Source organism: Mycoplasmopsis fermentans PG18 (assembly GCF_000209735.1).
In the GTDB taxonomy this organism is placed as follows: Bacteria; Bacillota_I; Bacilli_A; order Mycoplasmatales; family Metamycoplasmataceae; genus Mycoplasmopsis; species Mycoplasmopsis fermentans.
In genome coordinates, this window is sequence record NC_021002.1 from 743,148 (window position 1) to 761,241 (window position 18,094).

The window sequence follows — 18,094 nt, forward strand, 5'->3', positions numbered from 1 at the left end:
TTTTACACCACTTTTTTTAATATTAATAATATTAATCTAAAATATATATTATAATTAAATTATAATTTAACTCACAAAATTGATTATAAATGCTTATTTTATAGTAAAAAAGACAAAATAGGAGGAAATATGTTTGGTTCACTAACTGAAAGAAACATAAAAGATATCATCAAAAAAGAAAAATTAACAGATGTTAAATATTTAATTAAATATATTGAAAAAAATCCAAAACTTATGGATGTTAGATCAATGTACCAAGTAGCTCAATATGCAAACTGCTTGAGATTAGGTCAAAAACCTTTTTATACAGATGAAAGTTTACTAAACTCAATTTACAAAAGACTTCCAAATATTAGAGGCAAAGAATTAACGATTGTTGATCCTTTATGTGGTGTTGGTATTTTCTTACCTTTAATTATTGAAAAATATGGAGACAAAGACAAACTAAGTATTACTTTTTATGATGTAGATAATGAAACAATAAATATTGCTCGCGCTTTATCTAAAATGATAAAACTTAAAGTTACTTTTGGTGTTAGTTTTCAAAATGCTGATTTTCTAATGAAAAGAACTAATGAACCAATTGACTTATTAATTGGTGATTTCCCTAACATAAGAATGTCTCATCCAGCTTTAAGAAAAAAATATCCTTCATTAACTAAAGAAAACAAATTATTACAAAGTTTTGCTCCATTATACTTAATGCAAAGTAAAAAATGAGCCAAATATATTGTTACAGTTTTAACTAAAAACTTTTTATCAACAAATGAATATGAAGAATTAAGAAATGACATTTCAAAATTTACAATTGATCACATTGTAGATTTAGATACTCTTGGTTACAACGGAATTAGTAATGAAAACATTATTATTTTTGCTAATTTAGCTAAAAAAGTTTCAATGAGCAATACAACTGTTGTATATTCAGCTAAATTTGAAAAATTGCATGAAATTAATCAAAGATTCTTAACTTCAAAAACATATCCTAACTGAATACTTTACCGTAATACTTTCTTTAACTCAATAGCTCGTAGAATGAATTTCAATTCATTAAATATCATGAAAAATTCAATTCCTCAAACAACCTACAATGAAAGTAACTCGGTTTGATTAATTCAACCATTAAATTTAAATAACAAAAACAAATATGTTAAAAACAATAATGGCACTGACTTATTTGTTAGTCTAAATTTAATTAAACCAAATACTAATTTAGCTAAAACTTTAGAAAGAAAAGACCTTTATATTCTTTATATGAACACAAACCAAATTTCGGTTGTTCCTAAACCTGCTAATGTTGCAGTTAGTGACAAACTATACATGCTTGAGCCTTTAACTCAAATTACTGAAAAGGATTTAGAATTCTTTAACTCAAAAGATTTTAGACACTTTTATCAAATAGCCACAAACTTTTCATCAAGATCAAGCTCAGTTGATACATCAAGTGTATTCTACTTCGGTTTGCTTCAAGAAGATGATGTTGAAACAAACAAAAAACAAAGCGAAACTCAAGAATACGATTTCTCAGATGACTTTGATATTGACACCAAAGAATACGAAAGCAGTTTCTAATACAATTTTTACTTATTTCTATCCTAGCATTGCTAGGATTTTTTGTTATTTTTAAAAAAATCAAATAATAATAATTTATTATCAATATAAATTTTAAATTTAATATATAATTTTTTTGCAATTTGTAAGTAACAAAAGCGGGAGAGTATAAACTTGTCTATTCTATTCTTCTGGTTATTAATTTAGCCTAAACTTTAGAAAGACTAACAAATGCAAAAAATAAATAAGGAGATCAAATGAACAAAAAAGAATTCGACAGTAAAGAATACCTTGAAAAAGTTGATGCTTGATGAAGAGCTGCAAACTATCTTTCAGTTGGTCAAATTTACTTAAGAAATAATCCTCTTTTAAAACATCCTTTAACTTCTGATGATGTTAAAGTTTACCCAATTGGTCACTGAGGAACTATTTCTGGACAAAACTTTGCTTATGCACACTTAAACAGAGTTATTAACAAATATGACTTAAACATGTTCTACATTGAAGGACCAGGACATGGTGGCCAAGTTATGACATCTAACTCATACTTAGATGGAAGTTACACAGAATTATTCCCACATGTAACACAAGATGAAGCCGGAATGCAACATTTATTTAAATACTTCTCATTCCCTGGTGGAACAGCTTCACATGCTGCTCCTGAAACCCCTGGATCAATTCATGAAGGTGGAGAATTAGGTTACTCAATTTCACACGCAACAGGTGCAATTTTAGATAACCCTGATGTTATTGCTGCTACTATCGTTGGTGATGGTGAAGCTGAAACAGGACCTCTTGCAACTAGCTGATTCTCAAACTCATTTATTAACCCAGTAAATGATGGTGCTGTATTACCTATTCTTCACTTAAACGGTGGAAAAATTTCAAACCCTACAATTTTAAGCCGTAAAAGTAATGAAGAACTACAACAATACTTTAGAGGTATGGGCTGAGAACCTCACTTTGTTGAAGGCGACAAACCTGAAGTTATGCATGAATTAATGGCAAAAACTTTAGACTCAGTTATTGAAGAAATTCAAAGCATTCAAACAAAAGCTCGTAAAAAACCAGCTGACAAAGCTAAAAGACCAGTATGACCAATGATCGTTCTTAGAACACCTAAAGGTTGAACAGGTCCTAAATCATGAAACAAAGAAGCTATTGAAGGAAGCTTCCGTGCACACCAAGTTCCACTTCCAATTAATGCAGAAAACATGGAACATGCAGATGCACTTGAAAAATGATTAAGATCATATCGTCCTGAAGAATTATTTGATAAAAAAGGTAAATTGGTAAAAGAAATCGCTGCTATTGCTCCTAAAGGCAAAAGAAGAATGGGCATGAACCCTATTACAAACGGTGGTATTAATCCTAAAGTTATGAAACTTGGAGACTGAAGAAAATTTGCTCTTCACTTTGATAGACCAGGTTCAGTTGTTGCTCAAGACATGGTTGAATTAGGAACATACTTTGCTGACTTAGTAAAAAGAAATCCAGAAAACTTTAGAATTTTTGGACCAGATGAAACTAAATCAAACCGTCTTTACAACTTATTCAAAGTTACAAACCGTCAATGAATGGAAAGAATTGATTCTAAATTAGATGAAGCTCTTAGTCCAGTAGGTAGAATCATTGACTCACAACTTTCAGAACACCAAGCTCAAGGTTTCTTAGAAGGTTATGTATTAACAGGTCGTCATGGTATCTTTGCTTCATATGAATCATTCTTAAGAGTTGTTGACTCAATGGTTACACAACACATGAAATGATTAAGAAAAGCAAAAGAAATTAACTGAAGAAAAGATTATCCATCATTAAACATTATGGCTACTTCAACTGCTTTCCAACAAGACCACAATGGTTATACACACCAAGACCCAGGTATTATTGGACACATGGCAGATAAAAGACCAGAACTAATTAGAGAATACTTACCAGCTGATACAAACACATTATTAGCCGTTATGGATAAAGCATTTACAGAAAGAAATGTAATTAACTTAATCGTTTCTTCAAAACAACCAAGACACCAATTCTACTCAGTAGAAGAAGCTGAAACATTGGTTGAAAAAGGTTTAGACATTATTGATTGAGCTTCAACATGTTCAAGAAATGAAACTCCAGATCTTGTTGTTGTTGCTAGTGGTACAGAACCTAACTTAGAAGCTTTAGCTACTATCTCAATTCTTAACAAAGAATATCCAAGTATGAAAATTAGATTTGTTAACGTTGTAGATTTACTTAAATTAAGACATCCAAAAATTGACCCACGCGGTTTAAGTGATGAAGAATTTGATGAAATCTTTACAAAAGACAAACCAGTATTATTTGCTTTCCATGGTTTTGAAGGTATTTTAAGAGACATCTTCTTTGACCGTCACAACCACAATTTAATTGCTCACGGTTATAGAGAAAATGGTGACATTACAACATCATTCGACATTCGTCAATTAAGTCACATGGACAGATTCCACATGGCTAGCGATGCTGCTGCAGCTGTATTCGGATCATCAAAAGCAAAAGAATTCATGGACAAAATGGAAGAAACAATCCAATTCCACAACAAATACATTCGTGAAGTTGGTACAGATATTCCTGAAGTTAAAAACTGAAAATGAGAAGGTCTTATTAAATAATTTAGACCACAAAATGGACTCAATAGAGTTCATTTTTTTAAATTATTTTTTTCATATCTTAAACAATTTTATTCGAGGGAAAAATGAAAAAATAGTATCAGAAAAATTACCAAAAACACTATAAAACAGCAAAATAATAAAAATAAAAGTACTTCGCTAAGTACTTAAATTAATTATATGTCCCATGTTGATGCAATGCTAATATCAAGGCACAAACCACAAGTCCAGCCATAAATGTAATCATAACTTTTTTGAACAAATCTTTGTCATGATGTGCATGATAAAACTCAGGTAGAAATTCCATCACAGCTGTAAAGAAGAATATACCAGCTATCATTGCTTGTAAGAATGCTCTTAGTTGTCAAATTTGTTGAATATAATCCCCTGTGAATATTCCTAAAAGCATCATAGGCAAGAATAAGAATAAACAACCTATTGATATTCCAATTGCTTTTCAACGACCTACACCCATTTCACGTTGTCTATAATAAAAAACCATTTCTTCAGGTATTAAGTGCATTATAAATGAAACAAAGAATGCAATACTTAATGAGCCAATATTCTGATTATATAAGTTATTTAATGAATAACCAATTAAGAAACCTTCTGGTATTCTGTGAGTTAATAACAACAATAATGCAACTACTTTTAGTTTGTTATTAGCATTTTTTTCGTCTGTTGATATTTTATGTTCTTGTGCCACATGATCATGAGAATGTTCTTCATTTTCACCATGTTCATGGTTATGAACCATATCATGTGTATGCACAAATACACTTGCTTTACTTTTAGCTAAATGTTTTTCACTTATCTTTTTAACTGTCATTCTAATTCCAAGTGCAAATAATAATCCACCAACTAAACCTGAAACTAATAAGAATATGTTTCAACCATATGTTGCTCATTTAATCTGCGCTGACGAAGCTTCTGGTGGCATTGATGCCGGAGCACTAATTGAACTTATTTCCAAAGCTTCTTTTAAAAATCCAAATAAAGCCATCGTTAAAAAGAAACCAGTTACAAAAGCATAAAGCAATATACTTCCTTTTTTACTTAAGCTTTTCTTAAATAAAGGAAAAATTAATGCCACTAAAACTGGCACTAAAAATATAATTGCAAATGCAATTAAGATCAAATAGAATTTAGCTGCTATTTCTCTTGTGCCTATTGTTAAAGCACCATTTTCAAGAGCTCTAATAAATTTTCTCATACTAACTTTCTACTTGAAGTTAAAGATAATAATTATTCTTCAAATTCAATATTGTGAAATACTTCTTGAACATCATCGTCATCTTCTAAACGAGCGATAAATTCTTGAAGTTTTTCACTTTTTTCTTTATCAAAAGCAACTGTTGTGTTAGGAATATATGTAACTTCACATTGCATAAAATCACTAATATTTAAGTTACTTTCAACAGCGCTTTTACATTTTGAAAAGTTTTCTGGTGCTGTTGTAATTATATAAGAATCTTCAGTTACTTCAAAATCTTCGGCACCATTTTCAAGTGCAACCATAGTTAGATCGTCTTCTCCAACTAAGTTTTTTGAAACTTCTAAAACACCTTTATGATCGAAAGCAAAAGGTACTTGACCTGTTTTACCTAAAGCTGCATTTTGTCTATTAAAGTGTGCTTTCATAGAACTTGTTGTTCTATTCATATTATCTGTTAAGGCAACAACTAAAAATGTAGCTCCCCCTGCAATTGTTGCATTGAATAAAACTTCTGTATAAGCTGATGCATCTTTACCATCACCTTTTGCTTTTGCTAAAGCTCTTTCAATATTTGCTTTAGGCATGTTTTTACTTTTAGCTTTTGCAATAGCTAATTTAAGTGCTGGGTTCATATCTGGATCTGGTCCACCAGCTGTTGTTGCTGCTACATAAATTTCTTTAAACATTTTTTGGAATATCTTACCACGGGCAGCATCGTTTGCTCCCTTCTTGTGTTTAATTCCTGCTCAATGTGAGTGTCCTGACATAATAAATCTCCTTGTGATTTTTTTATTTTAATATTGTATCAATTTCTTGAGGTTGTAATGAAACATTTCTTTTGTGTTCACTATTTTTGTACATTTTGTCTATTTTATTTTTGACCTCTTGACTAATTTTTGCATTAGAATCCATTAAATAAGAATCCAAATCTTTATAACTGAATCCTAATTCATCTTCATCATTTTGTCCTTCTCAAAGACCGGCAGAAGGTTTTTTATTAATAATTGAGTCTGGCACTTTTAAGTGCTTTGCAATAATTTTTACTTCACTTTTTAACAGTTTACTTAAAGGCAAAATGTCACTTCCGCCATCACCATATTTTGTAAAATAACCAATATGAGTTTCACATTTATTACCTGTTCCTGCAACTAAATAATTGTTTTCTTGAGCTAAAGCATATATGACAGCCATACGCAATCTTGGTTTAATATTACTTAAAGCTAAATTGCTGTTAATTAACGGTAAAGCCTGCTTTATAGTATCATAGGTATTTTTTAGATCAATAGTTATAAATTTTAAATCAACTGCTTTTTCTAATTCTTTGATATCTTTTAAATCATTTTGCATGCTATCAACAGGCATTATTACACCTAGAACATTTTTGCCAAAAGCTTTTTTTGCTAAGGCGACAACTACAGCAGAATCTATACCTCCACTAATACCTAAAACAATTCCTTTAGCACAAGCATCAGCAACTCTCTCTTTCATTCAAGAAATTAAATAGTCAATATAAGCTTTAATTTTTTTATCATCAAAATCTGCTTCATATTTAGCTTCTTTTCTTAATCCAATATGTTTTTTCATTAATCCTCTTTTTTTTAATTATTATATTTTATATAAAAATATTTTTAGCCAAAATTTTTTATTTTTATGAGTGCTCCATTTTCAAACATTTTTTAAATATGTAGGCATAGATGAAACATTTTTTGTATTCAAAAGTCAAAAAATGTTTAATATAAACCAACATCAAGTTTTTCATAAATATTTTCTTTTAAAAATTAATTTTAATTATTAAAATCAAAAAGGGATAATAAGAAGGTAAATGAATAATACTTAATTAAAAGAAGAAAAATAAACTCTTCTTTACAATTCAAAAATTGTTTTCGTTTGAGAAATTATATCGACAACATTGCTAAGTATATTAACTATTATATTTTTATCAATATGTGCAAATTTATTCCTATGTTTATAAAAACTATTGATCATTGAGATTTAAAAACAAATGCAACAACTAGAATAACAAAATTCGCTAACAAATATCAAGATGAAAGAATAATTTTAGGTATTTTATCAATTATTTTTTCATTTATTTTTGTTTTTCTTGGCGGATAGAATGGAAAACTTAAATATTGACATAATATTTGTGGGAGTTTCATTAGGTTTGATTTTTAAATTTGTTATAGATATTATGCTTATTGCAGCTTAAGGTTATTTAATTTATTTATTAAAAGTATTATGAAAAAAGAATACAAATCAACTGCTTTTATAACAACAGCAATCCAATTTGATTTATCAATTCTCTTCACAATATTATTTGTAACATTTACATTTAAACCTAAAAGAACTTGAAATGAATATTCTAAGTATTTAATAACCATGACTATTTTTGCATTAATATCTATTGTTTTATGTAATTTTATTTACACGTGAAATAATATTAAATTGAAAAAATCTTTACCTGAAAACAACAAAAACGAATTCCAAAAAATTAATGAAACAATTTAAAACTATTAAGACTTAATCTACAAAAATAGAATAATCTTTTTTATACATTTTTGACTAATAATTCTATAAAACAGTCGTTTTTGAAAAAATGCTTATCAAAAAAGTAGCTTTTTGAGCTACTTAAAATGATCTGGTGCCAATTATGAGAATCGAACTCATGGCGGCTAATTACGAGTCAGCTGCTTTACCACTAAGCGAAATTGGCACATATAAATTATTATAAATTATACAAAATAATAGTAAATAATACCTTTATTCATATTTTCATATCGATAACTTTTATTAATTTAAGCAATATAATTTTTTTGTGCAAAGAAGCACACTAAATTAAAAAATGGAGATATTATGAGTTGACAATTAATTGTTGGAGAACTAGTTGGTACTTTCTTATTAATACTGCTAGGTAACGGCGTTTGTGCAGCAAACAATTTTAAAAATATGCATAGTAAAGGTGCAGGTTGATTATTAATTGCAATAGGTTGAGGTTTAGCAATTTTTGTTGGTGCTTTAGCTGCTATTGGAATTGGTGGACTAGGTCACTTGAATCCTGCAGTAACATTATATTGATTAATTTCATTTGGAAAACACACAACAGGTGAGGCGTGAGGTAATGGTATTTTAATGATCATAATGCAATTTGTTGGTGCCTTACTTGCTCAAATTTTATTAAATGTAATGAACTGAAAACACATTAAAGAAAATGATTTAACCCTTCTTAAAGCTTCAAGTGCCACAGGTGCTTCACATGAAAACGCTTGAGTACAAAATGTTCTTTATGAATTTGTTGGCACAACTGTTTTAATTCTTATGATTTACTTAATAGAAAAATCAAAATTTACTATTTTAGACCCTCTACCTGTGGCATTAGTTATTATGTCTATTGGTATGTCACTTGGTGGTGTAACAGGTTTTGCACTTAATCCTGCAAGAGACTGAAGTCCAAGACTTGTTTATCAAATGACAGTATTATTCTTCTTTAAAGACGGAATAAAAGATGAAAAAACAGGAGAAGTAGTTAAAGCTCCTTCAGCAAATTGAGTATATGGTTCAATTGTTCCTGGTGCTACACCTTTTGCAGCAGGTTTACTAGTTGGCATTATTCCTTTAGTTGAAACATTTATGTAATCAAAATTAAAAAAGCGGTCTTTTCCGCTTTTTTTAATCAACTAAATAGTTTTTAATAGTATAGTTTGTTTCTTTCCTTTTCTAAAGAATGCATACTTTTTAGAAAAGTTTTTTGGTTTATAAACTGAGTTTTCTTCAACTATATCTTCATCTATTTTTAAAGCTTTAGTTGCCATAAATTCTCTAGCTTCACGTTTTGAAGCAATAAAACCTTTTTCAATTAAAGTTTCAATAATATTTTGATTTTGCTTAATTTCAACTACTGGTAAATATTGCTCAATTGATTTAAGATCTTTTAAATTTAGTTTGCTTGTATCAAAATTTTTGTTAAACAAAACTTCTGTAATTTGAATAGCTGAATCTAATTCATCTTGACCAAAAATATCTCTAACTACTTCACTAGCTACTACTCTTTGAGCTACATGTTTAAACGGTGCTTGATTATGTTCTTCCATAATTTTTGCTATTTTTTTATTATCTAAAAATGTTAATCAATTTAAAAATGTTTCAACTTTGCTATCTGGTTGATTTAATAAGTATTGATACATTTCATATGGTGAAGCCATAGTTTTATCTAATCAAAGTTTGCCACCACCTGTTGATTTACCAATTTTATTTCCATTTTCATCAGTTAATAAGTCTGCAGTAACTACAACAGCTTTATGATCATCACCCTCAACTTTAGAAATCATTTCAAGACCTGTAGTTAAATTACCTCATTGATCTGAACCACCAACTTGAATCATTATATTGTAATTTTTATAAAGTTGCAAGAAGTCTCAACCTTGTAAAACTTGATATGAAAATTCAGTAAATGACAAACCTCTTTCAATTCTTTTTTGAACTGAATCCTTAGTCATCATATATGAAACATTAACAAGTTTCCCGGCATCTCTTAAGAATTCAAGCACATTCATTTTTTCATAAAATTGAATGTTGTCAATTACTTCTAAGCCTTGAGCTTCTAATTGTTTTCTAATTTTACTTTTATTTAATTTCAAAGTTTTATTATCTAAAAGAACTCTTTCACTATCTTTAAATGAAGGGTCGCCAATCATTCCTGTCGCCCCTCCAATAAGTCCATAAACTTTAAAACCATATTGCTTAAATCTTTTTAAAACTGAAATTAAAACATAGTTTCCTAAATGCAAACTTTGCGCAGTTGGATCAAAACCACAATATACAGCAACTTTCTTAGGATCAAGTTTTTTAAACTTATCTTCATTACTAATTTGCTTTAATATTCCTCTTAATTTTAAATCTTCTAATATTGTCATGATTACTCCTATTTGCTTATTAATTCTGGCAATAATTCTTGTATTTCTTTGCCTAAATATTTTTGTTTTTCTTCTTCTAAAACATTATTGAAAAAGCCTTCTTCAAATTCTTTATAGCTTTTTGCTTCTAAATCTAAAGATTCTGCTGAGCAAAGCATTCCATCACTTTCTACATTCATAATTTTACCATCTAAAATTTCTAATCCATTAGCTGTAATTGATCCTGGTAAACAGAATGTAAAATATTTATTTTCAAGTGTATATGTTGTGTTAGTTATTATTTGTTTTACTTCATTTCCAAAATCTATTTTTAATACAAATAATCTATCGCTTTTTGGGTGTTTTTTTCTTTCTACAATTTTACCAATTCTAAAGTATTTAATTGATTTTAGTAAATATTTTTTGTTATATTTGTGCAATTTATTGACTAGTTTTTTAGTTTCATTTTCATTTAAAAAACCAAATATTTTTTCATCTCTTTTTTTACTTTTTGCATTCAGTAAATTAACCGAATTTACATTAAAATTTTCATCTCTAAAAACAACCATATCTTCATAAATATCCATAGTTTTTTTGTTTATTGTTGTATCAAAATATATGATTTTTGTGTTCTTAAATTTTGAATTTAAATTAAAAAATATACCCATAATATTTTTATTATATAATATAAAATATGAAATATGCAATAATTGTCGACTCATCATGTGCTTTAACAAAAAAACAAGCTGAAGCACTAGGATGATTTTATACCCCTCTACATATAAATATCGATGAGAAGGAATTTGAAGATGGTGTTGATATCAACACCTCTAATTTGTTTAACTTTTACACTAAAAAAGCTAAAGTAAAAACATCGGCTATCAATATAGCTAAAACTACAGAATTATTTGAAAAATTGTCAAAAGAGTATGACAAAATTATTTTCTATCCAATCTCTCATCATTTGTCAAGTACTTATCAAACTTCAAAAACAATGGAAGAAGAGTTTCCAAAATTAAGAACAATTAAATCGGTTCAAATTGTTCAATTAATTGTTTTAGATTTAATTTGATTCGAACAACAAATGGCTAAAGATCCTTCAAAAATGGATGAATATCTTAAATACATTGAAGACGGGGGGTTCCACAAATCAATTACCCTTATACCTAAATACAATGATTATTTAGTTAAAGGTGGAAGACTGCATCCTGCTGCCGCAGCCATAGCAAAATTATTTAAAATTGTTCCTTTAATTGCTGTTGATGGTGGTCAACTTAAAAAAGAAGGCGTCGGTCATGTTTTTTCAAAAACCACTATTAAAAATATAGTATCTAAAGCTAAAAACTTCAAAATCAATGACAAGAAAAATGTACTTCTTACTGCTTATATACACACAGGTGCTTCAGAAGAAGAACAAAAAACTTTTATTGAAGAATTCAAAAAACAATACCACCAAGACCCTTGAGTTAACTGACTTGCTCCTGTTGTTGCAATTCACACAGGTCCTGAAGCTTTTTCAAATGTTGCTGTTGAATGCCCGAAAGAAACAAAGCAAATATTCTGAGAAAAAATGGACAAAATTAAAGATTTATTATAATGCTTAAATTTCACGATTTAAGTTTTATTTTTCCATTTTTGCAGTAAATTTTGCTTTTTTACTTTTAAAAGTATAATTCTTGCATGAAAAACAAATCATTATATTGAGACGGATATTTTATGGCTTTAGCTAAAGTATCTGCATTAAGATCTAAAGATCCTTCAACAAAGGTCGGTGCTTGCGTAGTTAATGAAAACAAAAGAATTATTGCTCTAGGTTACAATGGAATGCCAAAAGGCATAGATGACGAATTCCCTTGAGACCGTGAAGGTGAAAGTCCAAAAGAAACTAAATATGCTTATGTTGTTCATGCCGAAATGAATGCAATTCTAAATACAAACAATAATCTTCAAGGTTGCACAATCTTCACTTCTTTATATCCATGCTCAAGTTGTGCTAAGACCATAGCTCAATCAGGCATTAGTGAAGTAGTTTATGAAGATGACAAATATCATGACACTGAAGACGCAGAAATAGCAAGGCACATTTTAAATGCAAGCAATATTAAAACAAGAAAAATTGAAATAGATACAAATGTTGAAGTTCAAGTGGGTAAAAACAAATACAAAAATTAACACATTAAGAGCTTATTTATTGGCTCTTTTTGTTTTGAATTAATTTTTAATTTAACTAATAATAAAATTATTAAAATAGCAAGTCAAATCAAAATAATACTTTATCTAGCTGATAACAAAGCAATCAAAGATAAATATGTAAATGAAGTAGCAATAGAAAAATTAAATTTAAACTTGATAATAATCCTTATCTAGATAAATTTATAAATCATTCCTAATTCATATGCTATGTCAAACAAGTTATACACAAAGCGTCCAATATTATGAAAAAGCAAATTTTGTTTATATTGTTTTTTCTCTTAAATATGTTTATAGTGATGGCGAAAAAGTATCATTAAAAAATATGACTATTAAAAAATACAAAAAAATCACAAATTATAAAAAAGAACAATTCATTAAAGATAACTTAGAATTGGCAGTTTCGGAGAAATTTTAAAAGATTATTTTCAAGGTTTTAAATTGGAAACAATGATAGTACAAATGTTATTGTAAAAATTAATTAGTATTTTTGAGGTATCAATTCTCACTCTAATTTTAGATCAAGTCATGAAATTTACAAAAGTATACAATGGTGGTTTTAAAAAAACACCAAAGATAAATTACCTGACTATTACACAGATGATCAAATCAAAGAAAAACTAAATGAATTAAATAGTAAACTTAAATTTGAAGTTAAAAATTTCAATTTTGAAAAGACTATGTTGAAAAATTAACTACAGAATGTTAAAATTATTTTGCCTTATGATTTTAACTAAAATACTATAAAACAGTCGATTTGGAAATTAAAAATGATTTACAAAGATTCTGTTGAGAATTACTTTACAATATATCTGGTGGCACCAAAATAAAAAAATAAATACTAAAACTTATAAACATTTAGGCAAATTTCAAAAGTCAAATGAAGACATAGAAAGATCTTTAGAAAACTAAAAATTTGATTATGAATCTAAATTTAAAAATAATAATTAGCTTCTTTAGAAATTAGTAATGCTATAACATTTGACAAAGGAAAAATTGATGGCATTATTAAAATTTTAAATAATAGTTTAAATACTACTAAGTGCTTTTAAATTCACAAAACAAAGAAAAAAATGAATTACAAATGCACAAATTTGTAATTATTAAATATAGACTAGAAACTCAAAATGGAAAAATTTATAGTTCTCAAAAAACAAATAAAACGCTTTGATAATCTGAATATTCACCTTAATAAAAATAGTTTTTTATTTGTTAATCTATTTTTATAGAAAAATAGAAAATTTGCATTTTTAGTCAATTTTGTATAATTAAAGGGCTGACAAAATAAAAAAACGAAAGGAAAAATATGAAAAAAATAAAGAAAATAAGTTTGGCTATTGTTCCTGCAATTGCAACAGTAACAACTTTACCGTTGACTACTATTTCATGTCATAAAGATCCTAAGGAAACTCCAAAATCTCTTACTGAAACAGAACTAAATAGTTTATTAGAAAAAATCAAAGTAACTTTATTAGATAAAAATTTAACTGCTGATGAAGTTATAGCTAAAGGCAAAGACATTTTTAAATTTACAGATGTAGATACTAAAGTTAATTTTAAAATTGTATCAATTAAAAAAGGTGCAAATAAAGGTGAAGTTGAATTAACACTTAAAGTTGTTGATAAAAAAGATTCAAATAAATTCTCTAAAGAAAAAACATTTGAAATAAAAACTTTATTAACACCTGATATGGTATTGAATCAAATTAAAGCTGAATATCCAGATCACTTAAATGTGTTTGTTACAGATGCTAATATAAATAAAATTGTTTACTCTAATTTTGACCAAAACACCTTTGAAATAGTTGAATCTAAACTTTTGAGTAAATTTTATTCAACATTAAAATTTGAATTTAAAATTAAAAACAAAATTAGAAATGAAGTTTCTACAAATAAAAGAACTATACAAATTGATGGTTTTAAATTAACAGACAAATATTTAAATTATCAACTCGGAAATATTGAAATTTATTCAGATGGATCTAAAACTTTAAAAGAAACAAAAACTGAACTTTTAAATCCAAATACAACAACATACAAAACAATATTTATTAATAACTTACCATCAACAGTAAAAATTGTTTTTGAATCTGTTGAAGTATATAAAGAAAATGCTGATCAGTTAGAAATTAAATTTCATCTTACAAATATTCACAATGAAAACAATAAATCTAATACTAGAACTGAATACATATATCACAAAAGTGATCATTATGATGCTTTAGTTCAAGAATTTGAAAAAGCTAAATTATCATATGAAGGCGGTACTAACAAAGTAAATGCTTTTGATATTTTTGAAAGCAAAATTAAAATAGAAGGACTTAAAACACCATCAGATTTTTCAGATTTTGTTTTTAAATTCACAAATTCTAGCCCTAGCTCTACTGAATACAAAAGTGGTAAAAGAAAAATTGATTTTAGTTTTGTTTATAAAGGAAACAAATTCTTCAGAAGTGAACAAGAACTTCAAGTAAGACCAACAACGAATGAAATAATTACATCATTAAAAAAACTTAATAAAATTAAACTTGTTGAAACAACTGAAGCTTTAAATAAATTAGAAAGCTTAGTTGATGGTACAACTTTAGATGCATTTAACAATTCTATTTCAATAGATGGGGTTGAATTATTTAGTTACAATTTTACTGCATATCTATTTTCTGAAGATAATGATACTTCAGCTAAAAAAGTATTACTAAATAAAGATAATGAAAACTATTATTTAAGTTTCTACTTAGGTGGAAAAGTATATGGCAAATATGTAAGACACTATGAAGAAAGTAGCACTACTATAGCTAAAATCCAAACACCTGCTGAATTGACAGCAATGGTAAATTCAAAAATTAATGAATTTGATTATAAAAACAAAACAACAACAAAAGCTAAAAATGCCATTCAAGAAAACATTGTTAGCCCAGATTTTGGCTCAGGTTACAGCGTTAAAATTTCAGACTTCACAACTTTAAATGACAAAATTACATTTAATGTTCAATTAAGTAATTCTCAACATCCAGATGTTTTCTCTAATAAAGTTCCAATTACAATTTCAGGTTTCTACCGTAGCGAATTAGCAGAAGAAATCACTAACATGGAAGTTACAATTGCTGATTCATTTAAAGCTAAAGAAGCTAAAGAATTCACAGATGTAAACAACATTACAATCACAGACAAAAGAACAAGTACTGCTTATGATTTTGCAACTAAAGGTGTTTCTCTTGAAACAACTATTGTTGAAGTTAAAAATTTAGAAGGTATTATTAAATTCAACTTAAAATTCACAAAAGAAACTGAAGTTATTAATAAAGAATACATCATTAATGATTTCAAAAAAGAAACTTTAACAGCTGAAAAAATTGTTAAGCTATTAAATATCCAATTAATTAAAGAAAATGTTCAATTAGACAAAAAATACTTCTTGTCTTCATATATTACAAAAAATGAAGTATCTATTACAAACTTAGATGATCTCAAAAAAATAAATTCAACAGTTAATGTTGTTATTAATAAAACAACACCTAATGTTGCTGAAGGTAAATTAGACATTGAATTAAACATTTCGTTTGATTCAAATTCAAATACTAAAACAATTTCAGTCAGTGGCTTTAACAAAAACGTTAAATCTTCAACTGAAAATATGATATTTAAAGACAAAATGAAGTTAATTGTTTACTTGGCAAAAAATAATATTTTGTTCAAACAAGTAGATCAAAACACAATTAATGAAATGAATGTTGCAGGTCCATTTGGCATGACAACATCTATTAAACAAGGCTTAACAAAATATGGTTTTAACCAAATGACAATGGAAAACAACTTCAATTTTGAATATGTATTTAACTTTGTTTCAGCTGATACTGAAACAGTTCAAGATGAAAAATTTGATACTTTAATTAGACATCATATTGTTGGTAATAAATATAATAAAGATCAACCGATGTCTCGCCACATAAAAGTTTTTAGAATAAATGGTAATACACAATTAGCTGCATCATTTAGAATTGTTGCTAGAGATCATGTTAAATTTGATTTAACTAAATTTGAATATAAAACATCAGTTGACGATGATGAATATAAAGTATTTACATGAATATTAGGTAACATTTAATTAATTTATTATTATATTAAGCGAGATTTTCTCGCTTTTTATTTTTTCTTTAATAACTATAAAACAAACATTTTAGTATTTATTAAATGATTTAATATATATAAAAAAATAAAAGATATTAAATATCTATTATCTAATTATTTTTCAAGTTTTTTAATCATAAAAACTTTATTATTTATCCACACAATGTCACCAATTTTAACTTTTGCACTACGTCCATTTGGTGTTCTATTATTTATTAAAATTTTATTAGAAAGTAAATAACCTTTAGCTGATCCGCCTGTGTCAATAAGTCCTATTTTCTTTAATAATTGACCTAGTGTAATTACATCATCTTTTAAATAAATTTCATTATTCATATTATCTTCTCATAGGAGTTACTAGTTGTTTAGATTCTTTATTTGAATCTGAAACTACTAAAATTTTTTGTACACTTTTATCAAATAGAATTAAAACGTCACCTTCAAACACACTTAAAGCATCTTTTAAGAAATGATAGTTAATATCAAATTCAAAAGCTTTTCCTTCAAATTTAAAATTTTCTGTTTTTGCAATAGATGTTCCGATTTCATTCAATCTATTTAAAACAGTTATTTCATTTTTATTAATTGTAAATTCTAATCTATTTTGTTTATCACTTGTTCCTAATCAAACTTTGTTAATTAAATCATTTATTTCTTCTTTTTTAATAAATATTTTATTTTCAATATCTATTGAAGCAAATAAACTTTCAACATCTGGGTAAGGCAAATCAACTATTCTTGAAGTGATAACTGTATTTTTATATTCAATTCCTATTTTTATTCTATTAAAGAATAATGTTACTTTTTTAGATGCATCTGCAGGTATTAAATCTTTAACATCTTTATTGTTTACTGAAAATTCTTCATTATCTACTTGCGAACTTTTAAGATCCATTGTGTAATATGCAAGTCTTGCTGCATCTGTAGCTGTTAGATTTAATTTATTATTTTTAAATTTAAAATTAATACATTTATATACTAATGAAGCGTCTTGACTAACAGCAAAAGCTGTGCATCTAATAGCTTTTTTAAATTCATTTGTATCGATTTCAATTTTTTTTAAATTAATATTTTCTTCTATTTGTGGAAATGAATTGATTGGGTTTGTAGTTAATGAATAATTTGAATTGCCTTGTGATATTTCTAATGTTGTTGAATATTCTTGACTTAAAGTAATTGTTTCACTTAATTTTTTAATAATAGCTTTAAATATATTTGCTTGAATTAAAAATGTTCCTGTTTCTTCTACTTTAATATCCACATCTTCAACATCTAGTGATTTAACTATACTTATAACTCCATTAGATGCTGAAAATGTTACTTTTTCATTATCTACTTTAATTAATATACATCTGAACCCATACAATGAATTAATAGGATCTGTATACTTTGAAACAATTTCCAATGTTTCATCTAAAATTTGTTTTTTAATGTGTAATTTCATAATAACTCCTTATATAATATTAATAAGCATTGTTATTTTGTGGATA

The 18,094-nt window shown here is 27.1% G+C and carries 16 protein-coding genes and 1 tRNA gene; 9 read left to right on the forward strand and 8 right to left on the reverse strand.

What is annotated here, in order from left to right; all coding sequences use genetic code 4:
* Nucleotides 1-129: 129 nt before the first annotated feature.
* Both MBIO_RS03370 and MBIO_RS03375 read left to right on the forward strand, forming a co-directional pair.
* Nucleotides 130-1,572 (forward strand): class I SAM-dependent methyltransferase, encoded by a 1,443-nt coding sequence (locus tag MBIO_RS03370; RefSeq protein WP_013526589.1) that lies wholly within the window; start codon nt 130-132, stop codon nt 1,570-1,572.
* A 236-nt stretch (nt 1,573-1,808) separates the two neighbouring features.
* Nucleotides 1,809-4,187, forward strand: coding sequence for a phosphoketolase family protein (locus MBIO_RS03375; RefSeq protein WP_013526588.1), 2,379 nt, complete (start codon nt 1,809-1,811; stop codon nt 4,185-4,187).
* A 169-nt stretch (nt 4,188-4,356) separates the two neighbouring features.
* Here MBIO_RS03375 and MBIO_RS03380 read toward each other — a convergent pair whose 3' ends face one another.
* Genes MBIO_RS03380 through nadE form a run of 3 tightly spaced genes read right to left on the reverse strand, consistent with a single transcriptional unit; the run spans nt 4,357 to nt 6,984 of the window.
* Nucleotides 4,357-5,397 (reverse strand): ZIP family metal transporter, encoded by a 1,041-nt coding sequence (locus MBIO_RS03380; RefSeq protein ID WP_013354290.1) that lies wholly within the window; start codon nt 5,395-5,397, stop codon nt 4,357-4,359.
* 32 nt (nt 5,398-5,429) lie between these two features.
* Entirely contained in the window at nt 5,430-6,167 is a 738-nt protein-coding gene (locus tag MBIO_RS03385; RefSeq protein WP_013526587.1) for a YebC/PmpR family DNA-binding transcriptional regulator, read from the reverse strand.
* Between the two features lie 22 nt (nt 6,168-6,189).
* A complete protein-coding gene (nadE, locus tag MBIO_RS03390) occupies nt 6,190-6,984 on the reverse strand; it encodes an NAD(+) synthase (protein WP_013526586.1) in 795 nt (264 codons plus the stop codon).
* 360 nt (nt 6,985-7,344) lie between these two features.
* Between nadE and MBIO_RS04885 the strand changes: the two genes are divergently transcribed.
* A complete protein-coding gene (locus MBIO_RS04885) occupies nt 7,345-7,512 on the forward strand; it encodes a hypothetical protein (protein WP_158304006.1) in 168 nt (55 codons plus the stop codon).
* A gap of 123 nt (nt 7,513-7,635) precedes the next feature.
* Complete coding sequence (locus MBIO_RS03395; RefSeq protein ID WP_013526583.1) at nt 7,636-7,905, forward strand: hypothetical protein; 270 nt, start codon at nt 7,636-7,638, stop codon at nt 7,903-7,905.
* A 131-nt stretch (nt 7,906-8,036) separates the two neighbouring features.
* Here MBIO_RS03395 and MBIO_RS03400 read toward each other — a convergent pair.
* Nucleotides 8,037-8,110: transfer RNA gene (locus MBIO_RS03400), tRNA-Thr, on the reverse strand.
* A gap of 140 nt (nt 8,111-8,250) precedes the next feature.
* Here MBIO_RS03400 and MBIO_RS03405 point away from each other — a divergent pair.
* A complete protein-coding gene (locus MBIO_RS03405) occupies nt 8,251-9,030 on the forward strand; it encodes an MIP/aquaporin family protein (RefSeq protein ID WP_013526582.1) in 780 nt (259 codons plus the stop codon).
* Nucleotides 9,031-9,071: 41 nt separating this feature from the next.
* Here MBIO_RS03405 and tyrS read toward each other — a convergent pair whose 3' ends face one another.
* Together tyrS and tapR are read right to left on the reverse strand one after the other, a co-directional pair.
* Nucleotides 9,072-10,307, reverse strand: a complete 1,236-nt coding sequence (gene tyrS / locus MBIO_RS03410; protein ID WP_013354284.1) for a tyrosine--tRNA ligase — start codon at nt 10,305-10,307, stop codon at nt 9,072-9,074.
* An 8-nt stretch (nt 10,308-10,315) separates the two neighbouring features.
* Nucleotides 10,316-10,954: a TyrS-associated PheT N-terminal domain-related protein TapR gene (tapR, locus tag MBIO_RS03415; protein WP_041594281.1), complete on the reverse strand. Its 639-nt coding sequence runs from the start codon at nt 10,952-10,954 to the stop codon at nt 10,316-10,318.
* Between the two features lie 26 nt (nt 10,955-10,980).
* On the opposite strand from tapR, the gene MBIO_RS03420 reads away from it, so the two are divergent.
* The 4 genes from MBIO_RS03420 (at nt 10,981) to MBIO_RS03435 (ending at nt 16,581) form a co-directional block, all read left to right on the forward strand.
* Entirely contained in the window at nt 10,981-11,883 is a 903-nt protein-coding gene (locus MBIO_RS03420) for a DegV family protein (RefSeq protein ID WP_013354282.1), read from the forward strand.
* A gap of 83 nt (nt 11,884-11,966) precedes the next feature.
* Nucleotides 11,967-12,458: a deoxycytidylate deaminase gene (locus MBIO_RS03425; RefSeq protein WP_013354281.1), complete on the forward strand. Its 492-nt coding sequence runs from the start codon at nt 11,967-11,969 to the stop codon at nt 12,456-12,458.
* A gap of 223 nt (nt 12,459-12,681) precedes the next feature.
* Entirely contained in the window at nt 12,682-12,894 is a 213-nt protein-coding gene (locus tag MBIO_RS03430; RefSeq protein WP_013354280.1) for a hypothetical protein, read from the forward strand.
* An 888-nt stretch (nt 12,895-13,782) separates the two neighbouring features.
* Nucleotides 13,783-16,581 carry a hypothetical protein gene (locus MBIO_RS03435; protein ID WP_013526580.1) on the forward strand — a complete coding sequence of 933 codons (2,799 nt, stop codon included), beginning with the start codon at nt 13,783-13,785 and terminating at the stop codon, nt 16,579-16,581.
* A 137-nt stretch (nt 16,582-16,718) separates the two neighbouring features.
* Here MBIO_RS03435 and MBIO_RS03440 read toward each other — a convergent pair whose 3' ends face one another.
* Both MBIO_RS03440 and dnaN read right to left on the reverse strand, forming a co-directional pair.
* Entirely contained in the window at nt 16,719-16,940 is a 222-nt protein-coding gene (locus MBIO_RS03440) for an RNA-binding S4 domain-containing protein (RefSeq protein WP_013526579.1), read from the reverse strand.
* A gap of 1 nt (nt 16,941) precedes the next feature.
* A complete protein-coding gene (gene dnaN, locus MBIO_RS03445) occupies nt 16,942-18,048 on the reverse strand; it encodes a DNA polymerase III subunit beta (RefSeq protein ID WP_013526578.1) in 1,107 nt (368 codons plus the stop codon).
* Between the last annotated feature and the right edge of the window lie 46 nt (nt 18,049-18,094).